16 protein-coding genes are annotated in these 17,817 nt (G+C 42.5%); 1 reads left to right on the top strand and 15 read right to left on the bottom strand.

Going from position 1 to position 17,817, the window contains the following annotated elements; genetic code table 11:
* Nucleotides 1-402: 402 nt before the first annotated feature.
* The 12 genes from VS868_RS00590 to VS868_RS00535 form a co-directional block, all read right to left on the bottom strand.
* Nucleotides 403-846, bottom strand: coding sequence for a hypothetical protein (locus tag VS868_RS00590; RefSeq protein ID WP_345598840.1), 444 nt, complete (start codon nucleotides 844-846; stop codon nucleotides 403-405).
* 215 nt (nucleotides 847-1,061) lie between these two features.
* Nucleotides 1,062-1,856, bottom strand: a complete 795-nt coding sequence (locus tag VS868_RS00585) for an oxygenase MpaB family protein (RefSeq protein ID WP_266070958.1) — start codon at nucleotides 1,854-1,856, stop codon at nucleotides 1,062-1,064.
* A 59-nt stretch (nucleotides 1,857-1,915) separates the two neighbouring features.
* Nucleotides 1,916-2,185, bottom strand: a complete 270-nt coding sequence (locus VS868_RS00580) for a hypothetical protein (RefSeq protein ID WP_266070960.1) — start codon at nucleotides 2,183-2,185, stop codon at nucleotides 1,916-1,918.
* Between the two features lie 84 nt (nucleotides 2,186-2,269).
* Nucleotides 2,270-2,572, bottom strand: a complete 303-nt coding sequence (locus VS868_RS00575) for a hypothetical protein (protein ID WP_266070961.1) — start codon at nucleotides 2,570-2,572, stop codon at nucleotides 2,270-2,272.
* Nucleotides 2,573-2,578: 6 nt separating this feature from the next.
* On the bottom strand, nucleotides 2,579-2,863 hold the full coding sequence (locus tag VS868_RS00570; protein WP_345598838.1) for a hypothetical protein: 285 nt from the start codon (nucleotides 2,861-2,863) through the stop codon (nucleotides 2,579-2,581).
* A 231-nt stretch (nucleotides 2,864-3,094) separates the two neighbouring features.
* Nucleotides 3,095-3,394, bottom strand: coding sequence for a transcriptional regulator (locus VS868_RS00565; protein WP_345598837.1), 300 nt, complete (start codon nucleotides 3,392-3,394; stop codon nucleotides 3,095-3,097).
* Nucleotides 3,391-4,005, bottom strand: a complete 615-nt coding sequence (locus VS868_RS00560; protein ID WP_345598835.1) for a hypothetical protein — start codon at nucleotides 4,003-4,005, stop codon at nucleotides 3,391-3,393. Before VS868_RS00560 ends, VS868_RS00565 begins: the two co-directional genes overlap by 4 nt.
* Before the next feature lie 211 nt (nucleotides 4,006-4,216).
* Nucleotides 4,217-5,488, bottom strand: coding sequence for an adenylosuccinate synthase (locus VS868_RS00555; RefSeq protein WP_266070966.1), 1,272 nt, complete (start codon nucleotides 5,486-5,488; stop codon nucleotides 4,217-4,219).
* An 11-nt stretch (nucleotides 5,489-5,499) separates the two neighbouring features.
* The gene (locus tag VS868_RS00550; RefSeq protein ID WP_266070967.1) at nucleotides 5,500-5,955 is read right to left on the bottom strand and encodes a transcriptional repressor; all 456 of its coding nucleotides are present in this window, start codon (nucleotides 5,953-5,955) and stop codon (nucleotides 5,500-5,502) included.
* Nucleotides 5,956-5,978: 23 nt separating this feature from the next.
* Nucleotides 5,979-8,180, bottom strand: a complete 2,202-nt coding sequence (locus VS868_RS00545; protein ID WP_266070969.1) for a RelA/SpoT family protein — start codon at nucleotides 8,178-8,180, stop codon at nucleotides 5,979-5,981.
* Between the two features lie 40 nt (nucleotides 8,181-8,220).
* The gene (locus tag VS868_RS00540; protein ID WP_266070970.1) at nucleotides 8,221-9,453 is read right to left on the bottom strand and encodes a M48 family metallopeptidase; all 1,233 of its coding nucleotides are present in this window, start codon (nucleotides 9,451-9,453) and stop codon (nucleotides 8,221-8,223) included.
* A 1,055-nt stretch (nucleotides 9,454-10,508) separates the two neighbouring features.
* Nucleotides 10,509-11,309, bottom strand: a complete 801-nt coding sequence (locus tag VS868_RS00535; RefSeq protein ID WP_345598833.1) for an RNA methyltransferase — start codon at nucleotides 11,307-11,309, stop codon at nucleotides 10,509-10,511.
* Between the two features lie 115 nt (nucleotides 11,310-11,424).
* On the opposite strand from VS868_RS00535, the gene VS868_RS00530 reads away from it, so the two are divergent.
* The gene (locus tag VS868_RS00530; protein ID WP_345598832.1) at nucleotides 11,425-11,868 is read left to right on the top strand and encodes a hypothetical protein; all 444 of its coding nucleotides are present in this window, start codon (nucleotides 11,425-11,427) and stop codon (nucleotides 11,866-11,868) included.
* A gap of 157 nt (nucleotides 11,869-12,025) precedes the next feature.
* Here the strand turns inward: VS868_RS00530 and VS868_RS00525 are convergent, their stop codons facing one another.
* The 3 genes from VS868_RS00525 to VS868_RS00515 all read right to left on the bottom strand — a co-directional run bounded on the left by VS868_RS00525 (nucleotide 12,026) and on the right by VS868_RS00515 (nucleotide 17,443).
* A complete protein-coding gene (locus tag VS868_RS00525; RefSeq protein WP_345598831.1) occupies nucleotides 12,026-13,339 on the bottom strand; it encodes an amidohydrolase family protein in 1,314 nt (437 codons plus the stop codon).
* Nucleotides 13,340-13,349: 10 nt separating this feature from the next.
* Complete coding sequence (locus tag VS868_RS00520; protein WP_345598830.1) at nucleotides 13,350-16,307, bottom strand: amidohydrolase family protein; 2,958 nt, start codon at nucleotides 16,305-16,307, stop codon at nucleotides 13,350-13,352.
* A 65-nt stretch (nucleotides 16,308-16,372) separates the two neighbouring features.
* Nucleotides 16,373-17,443: a DUF3810 domain-containing protein gene (locus tag VS868_RS00515; RefSeq protein WP_345598829.1), complete on the bottom strand. Its 1,071-nt coding sequence runs from the start codon at nucleotides 17,441-17,443 to the stop codon at nucleotides 16,373-16,375.
* Between the last annotated feature and the right edge of the window lie 374 nt (nucleotides 17,444-17,817).

Genomic DNA, 17,817 nt, shown 5'->3' with positions numbered 1-17,817 from the left:
TCAAAAATGGCTTTTTTGCGCCCTCTTATCTTTTTCAGCTGAGTGAGAAAATCCGCTTCACTTTTTTTTAAAAATCAATCTTTCTTAGGTGTCAAAAAAGAAAATTTTAGCTGCTTTTAATTATCCGTTTGAGTGAGCAATCCGTCACAATTTGTCTTTTAAACTTCGAAATATCTTTCCTTCCAAAAATGGCATTTTCAAGGTCCGTTATATTTGAGTCAGTTTTATTTTTTCCGCGTTTTGTTTGTCAGCGGCATTTTTTACAACGTTCCCGGTTAACGAAAGTGGCGAGTAGGGAAGATCCACTTGTCCGGCGTAACGCTTCTTTCTTATGGAAATAAAAGTAGGAAATTATCTCTCAAAAAAGCCATTTTTGTTAACCGTTGTTGCCAGTAGTATTTTTTAATTGTCTTCTACTGATTTTGCCTTTTGGTAAAGAGGTTCAGGAACAGCAGTCTGTAATTTTTCCATTTCATCTTTTATATGAGCACGCAGGACTTTTTCTTCCTCAGGGCGTAAATTATCAAGAATTCCGACTCTGCCGTAAAAACTGATATTTTCATCATCTTTATGAACAAGAACTATTAAAGGATATCCGTTTTGGGCTTCAAACATATCCAGGTTTTCTTCCATTCCGGTTTTTGGAGTCGGTCGATCTAAAAAGTAAGTAAATCTGACATTTTTTACAGTCGGATTGTCCAAAGGATCACTTGTCCGGTAAACAGCAGTAATGATTCCTTGTACTTCATAAAAATCATCTTCATTATAATCCGAATATTGTTTCTCCGATTTACAAGAAGAAAGTCCGAGGATAAAAAGTAAAGTTATTAGTAAGGCTTTTTTCATATTACTGGCAACTCGTTATATGAAAACTAATATAGTGTTTTATCATATTAAAGTTGCGGGATAACAACAGGTTTTTCTGTTCTTTTTACGACCCTATTTTATTCAGGATGTGGTGGTAAAGTGAGGGGAGGGGTTCTTCTGCAGGTTTAAAATTTCGTAAAGAAAAGCTACAATAAAACCACGATGAACCTCAGTAAAACCTTAGTAAAATCTTTCTAGTAACTGACTTCAGTGGGTTTTTGATTCGTGTTTTTAAACCTGTCCAAATCTTTTATCTGGTCCTTATAGTCATTGGGGAGTAGTAGTGATTTGGCAATATGGTCCAGTTTTAAGTACCGCATGATCTTATAGGTTGTTAGCGCAGGTGGTATGATGGGGTTTGAAGTCAGGTGGAGTAGTTCTTTGACCTTTTGTGGGCATACCAGTTCCTGTACTTTTAACAGGAACCAGTAGCGCACAGGGCCAAGATGCTTTTTGTACTGCCGGTAGAGATCTTTGCTGTACCTGCTGTCTTCCAGGTCCTGTTCCAGGTGCTGTTTTCTTTGTGACAGCCAATCATTATAGTTTGGTGGTAAGTCTTCGATTTCCATTGCCTTTCCTACCCGGTAGAAGACGTCCAATACTTCTTGTTTTTCATCTTGAGAAAGTTTCCGCTCCAGTAGTTCATAGGCTCGAATGGAATATCCAATGAGCATAAAAAGTACATCCCGGTATGCCCACTGCGGAATTTTGTTGCCCCGCTGATTTTCTACTCCGCTGTGGATGGCATTGATCCTCTTGATTGCTCCTATTGCCTCGGAATGGGAGAAGAACACGATTTGCCTGGCATAGGTTACGGTTGAAAAGAGCCGGCCTAAAGGATCGGCGGGTAGTTTTCCGGTAAAGTACAGCCAGTCTACTGCTTTGTTTAAAGCAAACTCGGCCGATGCACCTGCAAAAATGACCAGGATAGTATCACTCTTACCCCAAATCTCTCTTACTATCGATTCTTTCTTTACAAAATATTCCATACTTCAGGACTCACCGTTTCTCTCTTTTGTGCAATTTTCCTGCCTGTTTTCCAACTTTTTTATAGACCGTATATCTCCGCAAGATCACTTATTCCGAGGGTAAACCAGAGAATGACAATACCAAGAATGATCTTCAGCGCAACCGGAATATACAATCTGAAATGTTTTTCAAAAGCACGGCTCATGGGTGGCACGAAAATGAGGGCCAGAAAAAGATATATCAAGCCGGGTACAGGGTGTACCAGTATAAGGTTGAGGACACCGAGAGCGACCAACAGCAGACCGAATAACCAGCCGCTCAATTTTGATATGTATTTATGCCAGATCATCTTATTCTTTTAAAATTAGCTATTTATTAATGGATCCTGATCCATTCAATACTATCTGCTCCTGTAAATTTCACAACCATGGTTTTAGTGTGGAAAGGCACAAGACCAAATCGCTTTTCCCGGACTCTTTAGATAATTTGTGTCCACCCTGGTTGGTTCTCCCAGAAGGTTCAATACTTCCGGCTTCTTCAGCTTTCGGAAATTTGTGTCTTTCATAAGATCCTTCAGCATGCTGTCTCTGTAAGGAAAACTGAAACCATCTTTAAAATGCCATTTTTCAGCATCAAAAGATATCGCAGTGGTTTCAGGGATATTTTCCGTAGCAAGAATTGGTTTACAGGAGAGACAGCAGGCGAGGAGCAGGGAGTGAATAAGGATTGCTTCCATACGGTATTAGCTGCCGGCAAAGGGGCTTCCAAATACACCTACGGCTAGTTCGGCCCAGACCAGGAAAAGTACTCCCAGAATGATGGCACAAATGATAAGGCGTTTTTGACTGTCTTTCACCTTTCTTAATATCAATTCTATGATTAGACCAGTGCCATAGAGGAGGATGGCTGCCACGATAAAATCGAAAAGGTCCCAGTTCACTTCCTGGCTGAACTGCATTCCAAGGAGAGGAAGAAGTAAAAGAAAAGTGGCGGCAAGTAAGATAACAGTTAGTCTTTTGGTTTTCATAACGTCTGATTTTTATAGTTGTTTTTGGTTTAGGAATTCCTGGAATCGTTTTAAATATTAAGATCTTTCAGATTATCTCCTCCTAATACAAAGGATGTAGCAGTATAACTAAACATGATCTTCGAAGTATTCTGCTGTAAAAAATGTCGATTGATTTCCGTGGCCGTCATTATGTTCAGGATTTTAGTTATATTAAAGTACTTTGAAATTCAAAGTGTATAGGTAAAAAAATTACTTTTGTGATTTGATAAGGTTTTCCAGCGCTGTGAGGTGTTCTTCAAAGGCTTTTCTTCCCGATCTGGTCATTGCATATTTTGTATTGGGTTTTCTGTCAATAAATGCTTTTGTCACTTCAATAAAATGCTCTTTTTCCAGCGCTTTTAAATGACTGGCTAAATTCCCATCTGTCACCTCGAGGTAATCCTTGAGAGAAGAAAAATCAAGCGTATCATTCACAGCCAGGACCGACATGATGCCGAGGCGTATCCTGCTCTCGAAAGCCTTATGCAAACCATTTATAGATATTTTCACCTTTCGTACTTGTAGTTCACGTAAATGCCATATATGATATGCAATATTCCGAAGCCAACAGCCCAAAACATCAAGCCATACTGTGTAAAATATATTGCCAGCAGCCCCAGCACCAGCTGGGCAATGCCAAAATATTTTACATCGCTGAAGGTGTAATTTCCGGCATTGTAGAGTGCGAGGCCATAAAAAATTAATGTAACGGGTGCCAAAAATGCCAGCAAACCTTTGGCTAAAAATATCAGTGAGATAAGCCCGCCGGTAACCAGCGGAACTGCCATACTTTTAAGCATGCTCTTTGCGGCTGCATTCCATACTCTCTCCCTGCGTTCCCGGCCTTTACCGACTGAAAAAAAGACTGCAGTTGTGATAGCCAAAAGCAGGACTAAAGTTCCTGTTAGTAAAAGGCTCAACACTTGTTCTTTTGAAGCAGCTTTGTACAGGAGAGACTCTTGTTGATCAAAAATCCCGTGTACAGAATAAACACCTGCTAAAGCGTATACACCTGCCAATACGCCCGAAACCCCGCTTAGGGAAAGGAATTTAGTTGATCGTTCCATGATAGACCGTATCTCCCGAAGGTCTTGCATATAATCTTCTTCAGTCTTCTTCATTTAAAAAGTACTTTGAGTTTCAAAGTTAGTGAATAATTTTAAATGTTCAAGAGGAAAATGTATGAGCTGGGGTTTTAAATTTTTCAGAAATTCGGTGCTGACGAAAATTTGGGTCGTATTATAATAGCAGTTATTGATGCTGATTGAGTTTAAGCATAAAAAAAGGTGCTGTTTTCGCAACACCTTTCAAAAATGACATTTTTGAGACCTTTTAAAGTTCGATGGTCTGTAGCCTGTCTGGCCCTACCGAAACGATTTTTACCGGGATCTCCAATTCTTTTTCAATAAAAGAAATATAATCTTTCAGTTCAGTTGGCAATTGGTCTGCCGAGCTTAGTTGAGTGAGATCCTTCTCCCAGCCTTTGAAATGGGTGTAAATGGGAGTTACATTCTCATGTTCAATATTGTATGGCAGGTGGGTGATCTCTTCGCCACGATAGTTGTATGCGGTACAGATCTTCAAGGTGTCAAAACCGCTCAAAACATCGGCTTTCATCATGATGAGTTGGGTAACGCCACTTACCTGTACTGCATATTTTAATGCTACCATATCAAGCCATCCACAACGGCGGGCTCTTCCGGTAGTTGCACCAAATTCTTTACCAACACGTCCCATGGTCTCCCCATCTTCGTCAAAAAGTTCGGTAGGGAAGGGGCCACTTCCAACGCGGGTTGTGTATGCTTTAAATATTCCGAAGACTTCCCCTATCTGGTTTGGAGCAACTCCAAGACCCGTACAGGCTCCTGCCGCGGTAGTATTTGAGGAAGTAACAAAAGGATAGGTTCCAAAATCAATGTCGAGTAAAGATCCCTGGGCACCTTCAGCAAGAATAGTTTTTCCGCTTTTTTGAGCCTGGTACAGGTATTCTTCACTATCAATAAACTGCAGCGATTTTAGGGTTTCTATAGCCTTAAAGAATTCGGTTTCAAGTTCACTAAGGTTGTATTGTACGTCTACGTTGTAGAAGCTTATCATAGCCTCATGCTTGTCGGCCAGGGTGCGGTATTTTTCTTTCCAGTCGCTTAACTCAAGATCTCCAACTCTAATTCCGTTACGGCCGGTCTTATCCATATAAGTAGGGCCTATTCCTTTTAACGTAGAGCCAATCTTGGCCTTGCCTTTTGAAGCCTCACTGGCAGCATCCAGCAAACGGTGGGTAGGTAAGATTAAATGTGCTTTCCTGGAGATTACAAGTCTGTCTTTATAATCTACCCCGGCTTTGCTCAGGTTATCTAATTCTCTCTTAAAGATAACAGGGTCTATTACCACGCCATTTCCTACAAGGTTTAACGCATCTTCGTGAAAGATGCCCGAAGGGATGGTGTGAAGTACATGCTTTTGACCATCAAATTCTAAGGTGTGCCCTGCATTTGGGCCTCCCTGGAAGCGGGCGATGATGTTATATTGTTTGGTGAAAACATCTACTATTTTTCCTTTGCCTTCATCTCCCCATTGTAATCCAAGAAGTAAGTCTACTGCCATAAAAATTCAGGTTATTCGGTTGCTTTTTTGTTTCCGTAAAAATATAAGGAATGATTGTTAATCTGTATATCAAACACTTCTTCTATTGTTTGCTTGATAGCCTGTACCCGTGGATCACAAAACTCGATCACCTCACCTGTATCGGTTAAGATAATATGGTCGTGGTTACGGTCAAAATATGATTTTTCGTACTGGGCCTGGTTGTTGCCAAACTGGTGTTTTCGCACAAGTCCGCACTCCAATAGCAGTTCAATGGTATTGTATAATGTAGCACGGCTCACGCGGTACTTTTTGTTCTTCATTTTGATGTAGAGCGACTCTATGTCAAAATGTTCTTCGCTGTTGTAGATCTCCTGCAGGATGGCGAAGCGCTCGGGAGTCTTTCGATGTCCCTTCTCTTCCAGGTATTTGGTAAAGACATTCTTTACTACTGCCTGGTCATTTTTGTTCACTACTTTCTTGCTCATGATATGGGTGCAAAGGTATAAGATTATTCACGTGTCACCTTATCTATACCGTTTATTTTTTTGAGGTGTTCAATGAGTTTTTTAAGAAGGCTGTTGTTCTTGACCACAACCGTGATCCTGCCCGTAAAAATGCCGTCCTGGCTATCAAAATTAATATTTTTAATATTGGTATTCATGTTGTTGGAGATCTCACGGGTCACGTCGTTCACCAGGCCAATATTGTCTATTCCTGTTAGCTTGATCACCGCCTTGAACTCTTCCTGGGTAGAATCTTTCCATTTAGCCTGAATGATCCTGTAGGCAAAATTGCTCTGTAGCTGGATGGCATTGGGGCAGTCTTTTTTATGGACTTTAATACCCTCGCTTACCGTAATAAACCCGAAAACATTGTCTCCCGGAATAGGGTTACAGCAGTTGGCCAATTTATAGTCGAGAATTTCTTCATCGCGCCCAAACACCAGCTGGTCATATTTTGCAGTGATCTCATCGCGGTCAATGTCCTCAACCGTGTCCTGTTTTCTTATCTTATTTTTAAAGAAACTTACCAGGGCGTTGCTGCGTGAGGCTGCATAGTCCTTCAACTTCTGGTTGTCTATAGTGCCCACCCCAACCCTGTAAAAGAGGTCGAGACTTGTTTTTAGCTTAAAGAAGATTACCAGTTCATTGATGGTCTTTTCATTAAACGGGATCTTTTGGGCCCGTAATTTTCTTGAAAGAATGGCTTTTCCTTCTTCGGCGATATTCTTCTTTTCCTCTTTAAGGGAAGATTTAATCTTGGCCCTTGCCCGTGCCGTAGTGGCATAGTCGAGCCAGTTGGAGTTGGGCTTTGCTTTTTCTGAAGTAATGATCTCTACCTGGTCGCCGGTTTTAAGTGTGGTGCTTAGCGGCACCAGTTTACTGTTCACCCTGGCACCACGAGTGCGCAAACCAATTTCTGTATGTATGCTGAAGGCGAAGTCTAACGGGGTAGCTCCCTTCGGAAGGGATTTTAGTTCCCCCTGTGGTGTAAATACAAAGATCTCTTTGGAATAAAGGTTCAGCTTAAACTGCTCTACAAAATCTACTGCGTTTACTTCCGAATTTTCCAGGGCTTCCTGAAGTTTGTTTACCCATTCATCAAGGCTGTCTTCCTGGTTGCCCTGCTTGTATTTATAATGTGCGGCATATCCTTTTTCGGCGATCTCGTTCATTCGCTCACTGCGAATTTGCACTTCCACCCATCGGCCTTTAGGTCCCATTACAGTAATGTGCAGGGCCTCATAACCGGTCGACTTTGGGGAGGAGATCCAGTCGCGCAGGCGGGTAGGGTTGGGTCTAAAATGATCGGTCACGATTGAATAGATCTTCCATGCCAAAAACTTCTCATTGGCAGCATCACTTCCGTAGATGATCCTTACCGCAAACTTGTCGTATACCTCGTCAAAAGTGACATTTTGGTTCTTCATTTTTCGCCGTATCGAGTAGATCGATTTTGGCCGTCCCTTGATGGTGTACTTCATATTTTCCCTGTCAAGGGAATCCTGAATCACCTTAGTAAATTCAGCGATGTATTTGTCCTGCTCTTCCTTGCTTTCCCGAATTTTCTGAAGGATCTCGTTGTAAACTTCAGGTTCAGTATATTTTAATCCCAGGTCTTCAAGTTCGGTTTTGATGTTGTACAAACCAATACGGTGGGCCAGGGGAGCGTAGATGTAAAGTGTTTCTGAAGCGATCTTTTCCTGTTTGTCTGTCCGCATGGAATCCATCGTCTGCATGTTGTGCAGTCTGTCGGCGATCTTAATAATAATCACCCTCACGTCATCATTCAGCGTAAGCAGCATTTTCCTGAAGTTCTCGGCCTGCAGGGAAACATCTTTATCATGTTCAAGGTTAGAGATCTTGGTAAGCCCGTCTACAATTCGCGCTACGGTATCACCAAACGTCTGCTGAATGTCTTCAAGAGTAAAGCTGGTGTCTTCTACCACATCATGTAAAAGGGCAGCAGCAATAGATGTCGCGTCAAGCCCAATTTCCGAAGCAACAATTTTGGCTACGGCAATGGGGTGAAAAATATAAGCTTCGCCCGATTTGCGTCGCTGATCTTTATGGGCATCTACCGCCACATCAAAAGCCTGCCGAATGAGCTTTTTATCATCATCGGTAAGGGTTTGGTAGCTTATGCGCAGCAGTTCCTTGTACTGCTGGGCAATGTCTTTGTTTTCTTTTTCTATAGCGGCTTCCGTCATGATCTAAAAATACAATTAAGATTGAAAACAGGCAATTTAATTACCTTTCAAGATTCCTGAACCGTTTGTACAATGGCGGATGAGAGTAATGTACAAAAACATAAGCAGGGTGCGGGGTAAGATTGCTTAAGCTGTTTTTTGACAGCTTCTTTAATCCACTAATCAAAGGTTGTGCCTTATAGGTTTGTTTCGCAAAATTATCGGCCTGATATTCAAACTTCCGGGAGAGATAGTTCATGATGATCCCGGTAAGTTCAGAAATGGGGCTGTACAAAATTCCGAAGGCTACCAACCCTATGTGAAACCCTGGATTTTCCACTCCCAATGCTTCCGAAAGTAACGGGTTGCCCACAAAAAGAGACAAAATCCAAAGGGTAAACCCTGTGCTTAGAATGCTTATTACCATGTTGATGATGATGTGGTTCTTCTTGTAATGTCCCACCTCATGTGCCAAAACCGCAACAATCTCCTCGTCCTGCAGGTCGTTGATTAAAGTGTCGTAAAGGGTGACCCTTTTCTCATTTCCAAAACCCGAAAAATAGGCATTGGCCTTAGTGCTTCTTTTAGAGCCGTCTATCACAAAGATCTTTTCGAGAGTAAAACCTTCTTTTTGGGCATAGGCCTCTATCTTATTCCGCAGGGAACCTTCGGAAAGTGGAGTTTGCTTATTGAAAAGCGGAACTATTAACCTGGCGTAGAACATATTCAGAAAGATACTGAAAGCCGCCACTAATATCCATGCGTACCACCAGAAGTTACCGCCTGCGAACTGGTAGAACCACACTATTAATGCCAGTATGCCGCCGCCAAGAACGATCATCATTCCCCAGCCCTTTAGCTTGTCTAAAATGAAGGTTTTGGGAGTCGTTTTATTAAAACCGAATTTTTCTTCTATTACAAATGTGTGGTACCACGAGAAGGGAAGAGATAACAGGTCGCTCCCGAGCATAATAATGCCGAAGAAGATCAGCGCTATCAAAATGGCGTTATCTGAAACTGATCGTGCAAGAGTATCAACAAAATCGAAGCCATCGAGGAAAAGGAACAGCAACAATACCACCACCGAAAATGTAGAGGAAACCATCGCGAATTTGTAGTTCGATTTCTTATACCGCTGTGATTTCTCATATTCCTGCTCGTCAAAAACATCTTTAAGCGAATCGGGCACAGGATCATTATAGTGTTTGGCATTCAAGGCATCCAGGATCTTATCGACTAAAAAATCAATAATGATGATGCCTACAATGATCCAAAAAAGAGTATTTGCTGTCAAATTTGTTGTTTTCGGCTAATATAAGCAGAATCTTTATTGAAGAATTAAGATTTAAAGGGACAAAACTTTTGTGAAAAGTGAGAGTGGAAAGTTGTGCGTTCAGGATATAGATTGACCACTAAAGTCAACTTATATGAAATCTAATTTTTCACCTTAAGAAGAAATATTCTTATTACCGTCCCCTCCGCCGGAGTGGTGCCTGCAAGGCGGGGTGGGTTTAGGTTCGGAATTGTAAGGTTGGGAGGTTAAGATCTTTTTACTCTTTATTGTCGGATATTTTTGGCCACGAATTCACAAATAATATGTTTAACTAAAAGCTATTCCTTTTCCTCTGAGTGACTTTGAGTAGCGATGATCAGTGTTGTAAAGATTGAAGTTCATATTGGATTCAAGAATCATTCACCTTAAAAATAAATATTCTTATTACCGTCCCCTCCGCCGGAGGGGTGCCTGCAAGGCGGGGTGGGTTTTGGTTCGGAATTGTAAGGTTGGAGGGTTGGATTTTTTTACTCTTTATTGTCGGATATTTTTGGCCACGAATACACAAATGTTTTTTTGTTTCTCTTTCAAAGTGTCCCTTCCTCCGGAGGGGTGCCTGCAAGGCGGGGTGGGTTTTGGTTCGGAATTGTAAGTTTGGGAGGTTTTGATCTTTTTACTCTTTATTGTCGGATATTTTTGGCCACGAATTCACAAATGTTTTTTTGTTTCTCTTTCAAAGTGTCCCTTCCTCCGGAGGGGTACCTGCAAGGCGGGGTGGGTTTTGATTCGGATTTGTAAGGTTGGGAGGTTTGGATCTTTTTACTCTTTATTGTCGGATATTTTTGGCCCCGAATTCACAAATAATATGTTTAACTAAAAGCTATTTCTTTTCTTCTGAGTGACTTTGAATAGCGATGATCAGTGTTGTACAGACTGAAATTCATATTGGATTCAAGAATTATTCACCTTAAGAATAAAAATTCTGAGTACCGTCCCCTCCGCCGGAGGGGTGCCTGCAAGGCGGGGTGGGCAATTAAAGCAAACCCGCAACATTAAAAAAAGTATCCGAAATCTAATTAACGCCGCTGCCTTTTTGCTTCAAAAATTAATATTCCCGCAGCAACCGATACGTTCATGGAGTCTATTGCTCCTTCCATGGGGATGATAATGTTTTGGGTAGTATTTTCCAGCCACTCGCAACTTAGCCCTGTGGCTTCAGTACCTACCACAATGGCACTACCGCCGGTGAAGTCAACACTGTGATAAGGAACAGAGGCCTGTAGTGCGGCTCCAAAAATGGCAATTTTTCGCTCCTTTAAAAAAGCAATAATTTCTGAAGTACTGCCGGTGGCGATCTTATTTGTGAAGATGCAGCCTACACTACTGCGAATGATGTTTGGATTGAACATATCTGTCCGCGGATTGGCAATAAGTACGGCATCTACAGCTGCAGCATCGGCGGTGCGCAATAATGCTCCTATATTTCCGGGTTTTTCGGGGGCTTCGGCGACGAGAATCAGCGGATTCTTTGTTTTGAAGGTCAGGTTTTGCAGGGAAAGCTCCCGGGAACCCACAATTGCCAGTACCCCTTCGGTACTTCCGCGGTATGCGATCTTTTGATATACTTCCGAAGAAAGTTCGGTCACATCAACAGGATTGGAAATTAATGAAAGCAGATTTTCGGCTTTTTCAGCAGGAAAGAGATCAGATGAATAATACAGTTCGGTGACCTGGTAGCCTCCTTTTATAGCTAAATTTATCTCCCGGATGCCTTCTACTACAAAGACGTGTTCTTTTTTGCGGGCGCGCGATTTTTCCTGTAACTGTAATATCCTCTTTACCGCCTGATTCTGAAAACTACTTATGAATTTTTGCATGCTGCAAAGATAGAAAACTTCGGGTTTGGTGCAGTAATAGTGGCGTAGGGCATGGTAGGATTTTCAGGATTGGAAAAAAAGCGGTATTTTAACGGGAAAACGAAAAACCACTTTTATGGAAAAGAAAAACAAGAAAAATAAGCCACTTTCAATGCCTGATGCTTTTAAGGTGCTCAGCTTTATTTTTGCCGCTATTTTGATTACTGCCTGCAGTAAAAAGATCACTTTCCCGGTTTCTAATGTAGTACCCGCTGCTGAAGCCGTTGTAAAGGTCGATAAAGATAACAACCAGAATTATGAAGTCGAGCTTGAGGTGAGTAACCTTGCAAGCCCCAACAGGCTTACGCCTTCCCGGGCACATTATGTGGTGTGGATGGTGACCAAAAAACACGGCACCATTAACCTGGGTCGGCTGGATATCAATCGCAAGAACAACGGGAAATTGACCACCAATACACCTTATGAACCTATAAGGATATTTATTACTGCCGAAGATGACAGTAAACCTGTACTGCCTTCTACGCAGGTGGTACTAAATTCGGAAGATTTCAAAGTATAAAAAAAAGAGGCTGATTGAAATAGTACTAATCTTTTCTTCGGAAATTTTAGAATCTACTGATCCTAAATTTTCAGAAGTAGTTAGAACCTGAAAACCTTCAGGTTAAACGGGATTAGTTTTTCAATCAGCCTCCTGTCAAAAATGGCATTTTTGGAGATTATTTTTTCTCCTGCTGGCCGTATTTTTCAGTATATCTTTTTGCCAGCTCTGTCTGGTGGCTTTCCAAACTTATTTCACGCCCCTGAATAAATGCCCGGGCAACTTTATTGGTACGCATATCCAGTGCATCTCCTTCACTAATAAAAAGAGTGGCATCTTTACCGGCCTCCAGTGTTCCAAGGCTGTCGTCAACCCCCAGGATCTTTGCAGTGTTTGAAGTGATCATTTTAAGAGCGTCGGCTTTACTGAGGCCGTAACCGGTAACTGTACCTGCGTAAAATGGCAAATTTCGGCTGTTCATTCTTTCCATGTCACCGCTGGTTTCCAGCCCCACAAGAATTCCTTCCCGATTAAGCAGGTAGGCGAGTTTGTAGGGTAGGTCATAATCCTGATCTTCCATTTGCGGGGTTTCGTGCACACGGCCTACAAGTACCGGAACATTGGCTGCCTTGATTTGATTGGCTACTTTAAAAGCATCGTAAGCGCCCACAAGCACTACGTTTTCCAGTTGATGTTCTTCTTTAAAAGCCAGGACGTCGATAATCTCTTTTTCTGAATCGGCGTGGATGTAAACTTTCTTTTTTCCGTTAAATACAGCTTCCATAGCCTGGAAAGGCAGATTCGCTTTTTCCTGGGGTCCTGCGAGATAGGCTTTGGCATTTTTAAAAAATGAGCTCAATTCCTGAAGGTCTTTTGAGTAATCATCATTCGGTTTTATACCGGGATCTTCCCCCATCCACCAACGGCCTCTGCGAACGCTGTTAGGCCAGTTAATGTGCAAACCATCATCTTCTTTTAGTACGGCATCTTCCCAGTTCCAGGCATCAAACTGTACAATAGATGAGGTGCCGGAGATCCTGCCGCCCCGCGGCGCGATTTGCCCTACGAGCACGCCGTTGGGACGCATACTTTCCACCACCTGGCTTTCGGCATTATAAGCGATGAGACTGCGAACGTGAGGTAAAAGTTCCCCAAGTTCATCTTCGTCATCACTTTGTACCACCGCATCAATTTCTACCAACCCCAGGGTGGAGTTAGGGGCGATAAATCCGGGATAAACGTGTTTGCCTTTAGCATCGATCACGGTACCGGGATATTGACGATTGGTGGAAGCCGCATCGGTCACCGTAGTTAATTTTCCGTTCTCAAAGATGATCACGCTGTTCTCAATAACTTCGCCATTCCCAACGTGGGCAGTGGCACCAACTATGCTTATCGCACGGTCTTGCGGGGGCGCCGGAGTTTGTTGTGCTATGACCGAACCTGCAAAAAGGAGCAGGACCGGCAGGATATATCTTTTCAAATTTTTCATACTTCAAATTTTAGAGGGTGTCACAGTGCATTTCTTCTTTGCTGGAATTCTTTACCGGCTGCGTCTTAAGACCATTGTTTTTGGCCTTTAGCATTTGGGAGGTGAGCAGGTTTTTCTGCTTTTCCACTTCCTTTCTAAGTTGTTGATCTCTTTCCAGATCAAAATACACTACACCTTCAATAATAGTTTTTTCAGGCTTGGCGTAAACAGAAAGCGGATGGGCATTCCACAGCACTAAATCGGCATCTTTTCCTTCTTTTATGCTTCCCACACGGTCATCGATGTGCAGCAGTTTTGCCGGATTAAGAGTTACAAATTTCCAGGCTTCCTCTTCAGAAATGTCCCCGTATTTCACACTTTTTGCCGCCTCCTGGTTCAGTCTGCGGCTCATTTCGGCATCATCACTGTTAATGGCGACTGTTACACCGGCATTATGCATAATGGCAGCATTTTGCGGGATGGCATCTTTTACTTCATATTTATACGCCCACCAGTCAGAGAAAGTAGAACCTCCCACGCCATGTTCGGCCATTTTATCGGCTAATTTGTAACCTTCCAAAATATGTGTAAACGTATTTATATTAAAACCGAATTGCTCGGCTACCTTCATCAACATATTGATCTCACTTTGAACGTAAGAATGTGCAGTCACAAAGCGTTCGCCGTTAATGATTTCCAGGATGGTTTCCATTTCAATGTCCTTGCGATAGGGTTTGCCGCTCTTTTTTAGCTGCTCATATTCGCGGGCACGGGTAAAATAATCTACAAATACCTGTTCCACCCCCATACGGGTTTGTGGGAAGCGGGAATTGCTGTCCCAGTTTGCCTGTTTTACGTTCTCTCCCAAAGCAAACTTGATGAACTTTGGTGAATTGTCAAGAACCATTTCCTGTGGAGTAGCTCCCCATTTCATCTTTAGGATGGCCGACTGTCCTCCAATTGGGTTAGCCGATCCATGAAGTAGCTGCATTGTAGTTACTCCCCCGGCCAGGTTCCTGTAAATTCCAATATCATCGGGATCTACTACATCTTCCATCTGCACCTCGGCCGATGAGTTGTGTCCCGCCTCATTCACGGCCGATGCCGCCAGGTGAGAGTGCTCATCTATAATCCCGGTAGTAAGGTGCTTTCCTGTAGCATCTATTACTGTAGCACCACGGGCGCTAAGGTTTCTGCCAACTGCAGCAATCTTCCCATTCTTTACCAGTACGTCGCTGTTTTCCATGATGCCTTCAGCTTCATTGGTCCAAACCGTAGCATTTTTGAAGAGTACATCCTGTTGCTTCGGAAGCTCCTGAAATCCATAAGCCATATTCGGAAAGGTTACAGGAAGTACTTCGGGGTGTTCTTCAGATTTTTCATCTTTCTTTTCTGAAGCATCTTCAGTGCGGGTAGCAGTAAAACTGGTTGCTGTACCATCTCCTAAAATGGCTTTTCCGCTGAAGGTTTTTGCGTTATTAGAGATTCTGGCGCTAAGCCTGGTGTATTCAGTTTTTGTAGTATCGGGAGAAGATAGCAGCAGGTTAACCCAGTTGTTGCTGTAGTTGATCTTTGAACCTATCTTGCTATTATTGGTGCTAACTTCAGCCTTGGGTTTTGAAGGCTCACCGCTGATCTTTACCGTGTAGGTATCGCTGCCGACCTTGACATCATAAGTACCGTTGAGGTTCACCAGGTCAATGTCTTCAAATACAGTTCGTTTGCCCTGAACCCAATTCTCGTATATAGTGGTTTCCTTGTCAAAATAGTCGCCAGAGGTAATGATAAAATTCGCCCAGGCACCTTCTTTTAAGGTTCCAAGTTTATTTTCATGGCCTATAAGTTTTGCAGGCACGGTTGTTAAGGCAGCAAGGGCATCTTTTTTATCAAGTCCATAAGCCACTGCTTTAAGTAAATTCTCCCTGAAATTCTTTTCGGCATCATGAGATGTGATGGTGTAGGGAACTTTCTTCTCGCTAAGCATTTTGAGGTTTGCCGGTGCCTGGTTCCATTCTTTCATGTCTCCCAAAGTGGCGTAGTTGGCCATGTACGGGTCTTCCATATCAAACGGCTCGGGGTAATTAACGGGTACAATAAAGGTGGCATTGGTGGCATTTATGGCATCAAGTCGCTCAAATTCATTTCCGCTGCCCACAATCACATACTGCACACCCATTTCGTCACCCACTTTATCGGCACGAAGTTCATCCAGTAAATTGTCGGTTTTGAAGATTTGAAGGAGGTTTTTGTTCTCATTAAAAGCTTCAAGAGCAAGATCTTTATTGTGGGCATTACCCTTCGCGTACCAGTCGGCGTCAAGATAAGTTTGTCTAAGCAAAGCCATGGCACCCATTTTAGAAGAAGGGTAGACCTGTTTTGATTTTGCACTTTTTTCAAAGGAAAGATATTGTGCAGACTCTTCATCAAGTATTCTGTCTCCTTCAGTTCCTTCGGAATTTAAGGCGATAAGCATTCCGGTACCACGCACAATTCCGTCGGGCATGTGAGTATTAACTACGCCAAAACCAAGCTTTCTCAGCTTTTCGGCTTCCTCTTTATTATAGGAGAAGTTTTCCAAAGCCGAAGTTTCGGGCCTTATATGGTCATTCCAGTAATAACCTTCGCGCCCGGCATCGTACTGCGGATTCCCGCTGTAGGGGCTGCCGCCTTCGCTTTTCGGTTTTTCAATCCCAAAACTCGAGTAAAGATCAATAAAGGAAGGGTAAATTGTTTTTCCTTTAAGGTCAATGACTACAGCATTTGCGGGAATTTTAATGTTTTTTCCAACGGCGGTGACCTTTCCATTGCGCATGGCCAGCATCCCGTTTTGAATAACGGTGGAAGGATCTACATAAATGTTGGCGTTCGAAAGAACTGTGAAGTTGGTATTTTCCTGAGCCTTAACGGCATCATTCTTAGGAAAATACTCCTGCGCCTGCAGTCCGGTTACGGCACTAAACAGCAGGCAGAATAAAAGTTTAATTCTCATAAAATTGTTATAGGATTGGAATTTTGAGCAGGTAAGTTAGCAAAAAAATGAGAATGATTAACTTGTTATAATTTTCCTCTGCTTTTGTGATAATTTACCAGCAGCGCCACCACGTAACTGTAGCTCTTCATTCCCTGTGGCTGATTATTGGCCACCAGGAAGGAATTGTAGGTAAACATAAAAATTGGTTCGAAAGGATTTTTGTGGCTTTCCCAAAATTCCCGCACCTCCCGGTAGTTTTCCTTTACCCCAAAGTTAAGTTCTGAGGCAAACTTTTCGGCTAACTCAGGATCCCGGCGATAAAGTTCGCTAAGGCAATAGCTTAAGGCAAAGGTGTAGCCCGAATAGTTGAAATATGGATCAGGATGGTTCATCGTGGTAAGACAGGCGAGAAAATTGGCCTCATTTTCTTTAGCAAAACCCAACTGATGACCAATTTCATGGCTCGCGGTAGTAGGAATCTTGTAAGCCACAATTTGCGTGTTTACCTGCCCTTCGTTGGTTAGCGGATTTAAGTAACCATTAAAACCCATATAGGTAAGGGGAACGCTGTAGAGAGAGCACTTTAGGCTGGGCACGTGATAATCAAGTTCCGGAAAATCCTCTTCAATATTCTTATATCCTTCTACCGATAATTCTAGGAGTTCATATTTTGAATAAGGAATTTCCACCTTTACCGAATCATCGCCGGTAATAGAAAGATGAAGTTCGTTGGAGGTGGCAATAAGATCTTGCGTTAATTCTACCAGTTCTTCTGTAGTGTAATCATTTTCAATTTCCAGGGCGGCATGAAGCGGCAACCGGTAATAATTAAAACCCCAAAAGAGGTTAAAGCAAAAATAGATAAGAGATAATACGGCAAGAGCATTTAATATCCATCGCCGGGGATCTTTGAATCTTTGTTTTATTCTCAATACTATCCAGCGAATAAGCATAATCACCAGTAAAGCGTACAAAAGATCCCCCAGAGAAAACGGAAAGAATCCGAGGGTTTTTCTCAGTAACGCCGAAGTAATGGGATAAATGCCATTGCTGTACCACTTTTCCACAAATAGAGGGTAGTTAGCCAGTACCTTAATCAGGATGATCTGAACAGGTAAGAACAGGGTTAGAATTAAAGCAACTTTTTTCTTCACCTTTCAAAAATAGGATTTTTAAGGATCAACCTGCAAGAGACAGCAGCCAAGACTTTAATAAAATTATCGGTATTTTGGATGAAACCGGGAAAACCTGAGTAGAACAATTTTCTTCTGATTGTCCCCTCCTCCGGAGGGGTGCCTGTAAGGCGGGGTGGTAATTCGTTGTTCAATACTCGGATATTTTTGGCCACGAATTCACAAATGATTTTTATTATCTCCAGACGATCTCTTTCTCCTGAGCGTAACCCTAGGCCGGGGGTGATGGTCTTCAGAATCTCAATTTTTATCAGAAATAATACTTTTATTACTGAATTTCTCTTCCGAGTGTCCCCTCCGCCGGAGGGGTGCCTGAAAGGCGGGGTGGTAATTCG

Origin of the sequence: Salinimicrobium sp. 3283s (assembly GCF_039602225.1) — a bacterium.
Taxonomy (GTDB): Bacteria; Bacteroidota; Bacteroidia; order Flavobacteriales; family Flavobacteriaceae; genus Salinimicrobium; species Salinimicrobium profundisediminis.
Note: the sequence above shows the minus strand (reverse complement) of the source record. Positions and strands in the feature narration are given on the sequence as shown.

Excerpts from the sequence above, each read along its gene's own strand:
- VS868_RS00590 (WP_345598840.1), bottom strand. The coding sequence starts at position 846 with ATGAAAAAAGCCTTACTAATAACTTTACTTTTTATCCTCGGACTTTCT.
- VS868_RS00585 (WP_266070958.1), bottom strand. The coding sequence starts at position 1,856 with ATGGAATATTTTGTAAAGAAAGAATCGATAGTAAGAGAGATTTGGGGT.
- VS868_RS00580 (WP_266070960.1), bottom strand. The coding sequence starts at position 2,185 with ATGATCTGGCATAAATACATATCAAAATTGAGCGGCTGGTTATTCGGT.
- VS868_RS00575 (WP_266070961.1), bottom strand. The coding sequence starts at position 2,572 with ATGGAAGCAATCCTTATTCACTCCCTGCTCCTCGCCTGCTGTCTCTCC.
- VS868_RS00570 (WP_345598838.1), bottom strand. The coding sequence starts at position 2,863 with ATGAAAACCAAAAGACTAACTGTTATCTTACTTGCCGCCACTTTTCTT.
- VS868_RS00560 (WP_345598835.1), bottom strand. The coding sequence starts at position 4,005 with ATGAAGAAGACTGAAGAAGATTATATGCAAGACCTTCGGGAGATACGG.
- VS868_RS00555 (WP_266070966.1), bottom strand. The coding sequence starts at position 5,488 with ATGGCAGTAGACTTACTTCTTGGATTACAATGGGGAGATGAAGGCAAA.
- VS868_RS00550 (WP_266070967.1), bottom strand. The coding sequence starts at position 5,955 with ATGAGCAAGAAAGTAGTGAACAAAAATGACCAGGCAGTAGTAAAGAAT.
- VS868_RS00545 (WP_266070969.1), bottom strand. The coding sequence starts at position 8,180 with ATGACGGAAGCCGCTATAGAAAAAGAAAACAAAGACATTGCCCAGCAG.
- VS868_RS00535 (WP_345598833.1), bottom strand. The coding sequence starts at position 11,309 with ATGCAAAAATTCATAAGTAGTTTTCAGAATCAGGCGGTAAAGAGGATA.
- VS868_RS00530 (WP_345598832.1), top strand. The coding sequence starts at position 11,425 with ATGGAAAAGAAAAACAAGAAAAATAAGCCACTTTCAATGCCTGATGCT.
- VS868_RS00525 (WP_345598831.1), bottom strand. The coding sequence starts at position 13,339 with ATGAAAAATTTGAAAAGATATATCCTGCCGGTCCTGCTCCTTTTTGCA.
- VS868_RS00520 (WP_345598830.1), bottom strand. The coding sequence starts at position 16,307 with ATGAGAATTAAACTTTTATTCTGCCTGCTGTTTAGTGCCGTAACCGGA.